Here is a 5,525-nt window from a genome sequence, read left to right on the forward strand (position 1 = left end):
GGGTGTGGTGGAGGCCGTGCTGTGCGCGCACCCCGGCGTGGCCGCCGCCGCCGTGGTGGTGCGCGACGACCGCGGCGACCGGCTGCTGGTGGCCTACGTCGTCGCCCCGGGCGCGGCGCCTTCCCGGGCAGACCTGCGGGCGCGGGTGGCCGGGCGGCTGCCGGAGTACATGGTGCCCACGCACTTCGTGGCCGTGCACACGCTGCCGCTCACGCCCAACGGCAAGGTGGACCGCCGCGCGCTGCTGGGCGCCGCGTTCGCCCCCGCGCCGGCCGACGCGGACCTGACGGGCATGCAGCACGCGCACCCGCACCGCGAGGAGCTGACGCCCGTGCAGGAGCGGCTGGCGGAGATCTTCGCGGACGTGCTGGGGGTGGACGAGGTGGGCGTGGACGACGACTTCTTCGACCTGGGCGGCCACTCGCTGCGCGCCATGCGCGTGAACGCCTGGGTGCACGATGCGTTCGGCGTGGAGCTCACGGCGCGGTCGCTCTTCGACGCCCGCACCGTGCGCGAGCTGGCCGTGGAGGTCGAGCGCCTGGCCGCCCCCGGCGAGGACGACATCCTCGCCCAGCTCGCCATGCTGGAGGAGATGACCGAAGACGAGGCCCGCCGCCTCCTCGCCGAAGTCGGCGGCTGATCGCGGCTTGCCGATGGGCGGTGCGCGGAAGGAGTCGCATCCGCCGTCGTGATGGGTAGGCGCCGGCCGGATCGGGAGATGTGGGATGGCCAACTGGGCGAAGGTGCGCTTCGGATGGACCGCTCCGGAGCCGGCCGGGCGATACAGCCTGCCCGTCCGTCTCCTGCGCGGGGTCGGGGAGCCTCCTCCTCCGGCCAACGGTACGGCTGTCGGCCTCCGTCCGGGGTCTCCCCGCCCGCGGAGGGAGCCTCGCAAACCGCCGCGAGTCTCCCTCCGCACGTTTTGTGGCGTGCTGCGCACGGCATCCGCACCGGACGTGCATTCCGTCGCCCATCGCCCCGGCGGATACGGTTCCGGTTTCGCGACGCGGCCATCCGGTGCTCCGCGAGATCGACGGGAAAGCCGCCACTCCCTGCTCTGCTCCTCGCTGGTGTTGTGGCCTGGCCGGAGCGCGGCACTGGCGCATGTTCTGACTTTTCACGACATTTAAACGCTTGCCCGCCAAGTGGGGGGTGGCGCAACCGGCCCGCCGCGGGTACCGCGCAGACCGCATCCACCGCCCGCATCCGCCGAACCTTCAGCTTCCGTCCATGGCCTCCGAAGCCCTGCCCCACCCCGGCGACGACCTACCCGCCACCGATCCCGCTGCGGGCCAGGCGAGCGCCGGCGCGGACGCGGCGGACGGGGTTTCGGCAGTATCGGACGAGGTGGACGGCGTAGCGGCCGGATCGGACGTGGGCGAGGACGTCGGGGAAGCTCCGGCCCCAGTTGCCTACGCCGCGCCACGGGCGGGGCTGGAGGAGATGCTGGCTGGCATCTGGGGCGAGGTGCTGGGGGTGGAGCGCGTGGGCGCGAACGACAACTTCTTCGACCTGGGCGGGCGCTCGGTGCTGCTGGTGCAGATCCACGAGCGCGTGAAGGAAGCGATGGGGCGCGACGTGCCAATGGTCGCTTTCTTCAAGCACCCCACCGTCCGCGCCCTCGCCGACTACCTCGCCGCCGAGCCCGCCGGGGAGGGCGAAGACGAAGAGACCACGCGCACCGGCCAGACCCGTGCCGACAGCCGCCGCGAGCTCCGCAGCCGCCGCCGCGACCGCCGCGGCTGAACGCCCGCCGCCCGTCGCCCGAACCTCCAGGCACCGCGACACCGCTGCCGACTGGTAGGGCGCGGACCTGCGTGTCCGCCCGCGCCGCCGTCGCGCGGATGCCCGGATCGCGATGATCGCCGCCGCATCGATGGACGACGCAATCGGCCGCGAAAACGGCGCGTGCTGGGGCATCGTCGCCGCGGAATGGCGGGCCCACACACAGGTGGGGCCCTAACGGCGGACGCCGCCGCGCATCCGCGGAGGCCGCGGCCGGCGCGGAAAGACGGCCCGCACACAGGTGCGCCGCAACCCGTGGACGCCGCCGCGCATCTCCCGGCAACGGCCTAGCGGCCGCATCCGCAGAAACGCCGCGGACCCGAACCGTAGGGGTGCGATTCATCGCATCCGGAACGCATCCAACGCTCCGCATCTCCCGAAACGACAAGGAGATGCGGCAGCGTCGCCGTTAGCCCACTAAGGCGGGCTTTGCGCTCCCGTTGCCGCGGTTTCAACCGCCAGGCGGCGGCAGCCCATCTCGAGAAAGAACTTCCAGGTGCACACGCCGGCAGTACGGACGAGGCCAGCCGAGCTTCGATGAACCGACAGAACATAGAAGACCTGTACGCGCTGTCCCCGCTTCAGCAGGGCATGCTCTTCCACGCGCTGCTGGACCCCACCGGCGGCGCGTACGTGGAGCAGCTCACGCTGGTGCTGGAAGGCGAGTTCCACCCCCCGGAGTTCCACCGCGGGTGGCAGGCGGCCGTGGCGCGGCACCCCGTGCTGCGCACCGCGCTGGCGTGGGAGAAGATGCCCAAGCCGCTCCAGGTCGTGTTCCGCACCGCCGAGCTGCCCATGGACCTGCGCGACGTGTCGCACCTGCCGCGCGAGGAGCAGCGCGCCGAGGTGGACGCGTTCCTGGAGGAGGACAGCCGCCGCGGCTTCGACCTGACGGCCGCGCCGCTGCTGCGGCTCACCGTGTTCCGCAACGCCGAGCGGCTGCACACGGTCGTGGTGTCGGTGCACCACGTGGTGCTGGACGGCTGGTCGCTGCCCATCGTGTACCACGAGGTGCTGCACGCGTACGAGGCGGCGCTGGCGGGTCAGGAAGCCCGCATCCCCGCGCCCCGCCCGTTCCGCGAGTACATCTCGTGGCTGGGCAAGCAGGACCTGTCCCAGGCCGAGGCGTTCTGGCGCCGCACGCTGGCGGGCGTGACCGAGCCCACGTCGCTGAACCCCGTGGGCCCCTCGCACGCCGGCGCGCCTGGCGACTACGGCCGCGCCTCGCTGCGCCTGTCGGCGGAGCGGACCGCGGCGCTGCTGGCGTTCGCGCGCGCCCACAAGGTCACGCTCAACACGCTCTTCCAGGGCGCGTGGGCGCTGCTGCTGTCGCGCTACACGGGGCGCGAGGACGTGGTGTTCGGCACCACCGTGAGCGGCCGGCCGCCGGAGCTGCCGGGCGTGAACGGCATGGTGGGGATGTTCATCAACACGCTCGCCGTGCGCGCGAACGTTCGCCCGTCGGCCCCGCTCCCCGCCTGGCTCGCGGAGCTCCAGCACCACGCCACCGAGGCGCGCCAGTTCGAGCACACGCCGCTGGTGGAGGTGCAGGGCTGGAGCGAGCTGCCGCGCGACCGCCCGCTCTTCGACACGCTGTTCGTCTTCGAGAACTATCCCCAGGCGCGCCACGCCGCCGGCGCGCCCCCGCCCGCGCTGCGCGTGGTGGAGACCGCGTCTCCCGAGCGCACCAGCTATCCCCTGGCGGTGGCGGCCGCGCCCACGGCGGAGGGCACGGAGCTGCGCGCCACGTACTCCACGCGCCTCCTCTCGCCCGAAGCCGCGGAACGGCTCCTGGGGCAGATGGCGGCGCTGCTCGACGCGTTCGCCGCCCACCCGCACGCGAAGCTGGGCGACCTCTCCATCCTCACCGAGGCCGACCGGCGGGTGCTGGACGAGTGGAGCGGGCGGGAGACGGAGTACCCCCGCGACGCCTGCATCGCCGCCCTGTTCGACGAGACGGCGGCCGGGGCGCCGGACGCCGTGGCCGTGACGTTCGGCGGCGAGCGGGTGACGTACGCGGAGCTGCGCGCGCGGGCGAACCGGCTCGCGCACCATCTCCACGCCGCGGGCGTGCGGCCCGGCGACCGCGTGGGCGTGTCGGTCGAGCGGTCGGCCGAGATGGTCGTGTCGCTGCTCGCGGTGCTCAAGGCGGGCGCGGCGTACGTGCCGCTCGACGCCGCCTACCCGCCGGAGCGGCTGGCGTGGATGCTGGAGGATTCCGGCGTGGCCGTGCTGGTCGTGCGCGGCGCGGTCCCCGCCGCGCTCTCCGCCTTCGCCGGCCGGGTGGTGTCGCTGGACGCGGAGAGGGACTGCATCGCCGCGCAGAGCCCCGAATCTCCCGGCATCGCCGTGCCGCCGGACGCCGCGGCGCAGGTCATCTACACGTCCGGCTCCACGGGGCGGCCCAAGGGCGTGCAGGTCCCGCAGCGCGCCGTCATCCGCCTCGTGCGCGGCAACGACTTCGCGGACGTGGGGCCCGATCACGTCGTCCTGCAGATCGCCCCCGTCTCGTTCGACGCATCGACGTTCGAGCTGTTCGGCGCGCTGCTGAACGGCGCCACGCTGGCCGTCTTCCCGCCGGGCGCGCCGTCGCTCGAGGAGCTGGGCGACTTCCTGCTGCGCGAGCGGGTCACCACCGCGCTGCTCACCTCGGGTCTCTTCCACCAGCTGGTGGACGCGAACCTGGCCAGCCTGCGCGGCCTGCGGCAGCTCCTGGCCGGCGGCGACGTGCTCTCGGTTCCCCACGTTCGCCGCGTGGTGGAGGCGTACCCCCGGGTGCGCATGGTCAACGTCTACGGGCCCACCGAGAACGCCACCTTCACCGCCTGCCACACCGTCGTTCCCGGCGACGTGGAGCGCGCCAGCATCCCCATTGGCCGGCCGGTGGCGAACACGCGCGTCTACGTGCTGGACGGGGAGATGCGGCCCGTGCCCGCGGGCGTGCCCGGCGAGCTGTACACGGGCGGCGACGGCCTGGCGACCGCGTACCTGAACCGGCCGGCGCGGACGGCGGGCTCGTTCGTCCCCGATCCGTTCTCGGGAGATGGAGGGCGGCTGTACCGCACGGGCGACCGCGCGCGGTGGCTGGACGGCGGCACCCTGGAGTTCCTGGGCCGGATCGACGAGCAGGTGAAGATCCGCGGCTTCCGCGTGGAGCCGGGCGAGGTGGAGGCCGCCCTGGGCGCGCATCCGCGCGTGGCCAGCGCGTCGGTGATCGCGCGCGAGGACGAGCCGGGCGACAAGCGCCTCGTCGCCTACGTGGTCGCGGCGGGCGCGGACGACGGCTCCGCATCTCCCGAAACCCATCTCGCCGAGGAGCTGAAGGCGTACCTCGCGGCCCGTCTCCCCGCGCACATGGTGCCGTCCGCCTTCGTGGCGATGGACGTGCTGCCGCTGAACGCCAACGGCAAGGTGGACCGCCGCGCGCTGCCCGCGCCTGACCGCTACGGCGCCGCGGCCGAGACCTACGTGGCGCCTCGCAACGAGGCGGAGGAGAAGCTGGCGCGCATATGGGCCGAGGTGCTGGGGCGCGAGCGGGTGGGGGTGCACGACAACTTCTTCGACATCGGCGGGCACTCGCTGCGCGCCACGCAGGTCATCTCCCGCATCCGCGACGCACTGGGGACGGCGGTGCCCATGCGCGCGTTCTTCGACACGCCCACCGTCGCCGCGCTGGTGGAGCGGTTCGGGCCTGACGCGAAGCGGGACGAGGCGGACACGGGGCGGGCTTTGGAAGATGG

The 5,525-nt window shown here is 73.6% G+C and carries 3 protein-coding genes; all 3 read left to right on the forward strand.

Features of this window, described 5'->3' with window-relative positions:
- Nucleotides 1-640: phosphopantetheine-binding protein (locus VFE05_12025; protein ID HET6230790.1), on the forward strand; the 640-nt coding region annotated here is incomplete at its 5' end.
- A 590-nt stretch (nt 641-1,230) separates the two neighbouring features.
- A complete protein-coding gene (locus VFE05_12030; GenBank protein ID HET6230791.1) occupies nt 1,231-1,746 on the forward strand; it encodes a phosphopantetheine-binding protein in 516 nt (171 codons plus the stop codon).
- Nucleotides 1,747-2,322: 576 nt separating this feature from the next.
- Nucleotides 2,323-5,525: amino acid adenylation domain-containing protein (locus tag VFE05_12035; protein HET6230792.1), on the forward strand; the 3,203-nt coding region annotated here is incomplete at its 3' end.

The sequence above is a fragment of the Longimicrobiaceae bacterium genome (genome assembly GCA_035696245.1).
Taxonomy (GTDB): Bacteria; Gemmatimonadota; Gemmatimonadetes; order Longimicrobiales; family Longimicrobiaceae; genus DASRQW01.

Coding starts and splice junctions, on each gene's coding strand:
- VFE05_12030 (HET6230791.1), top strand. CDS start 1,231: ATGGCCTCCGAAGCCCTGCCCCACCCCGGCGACGACCTACCCGCCACC.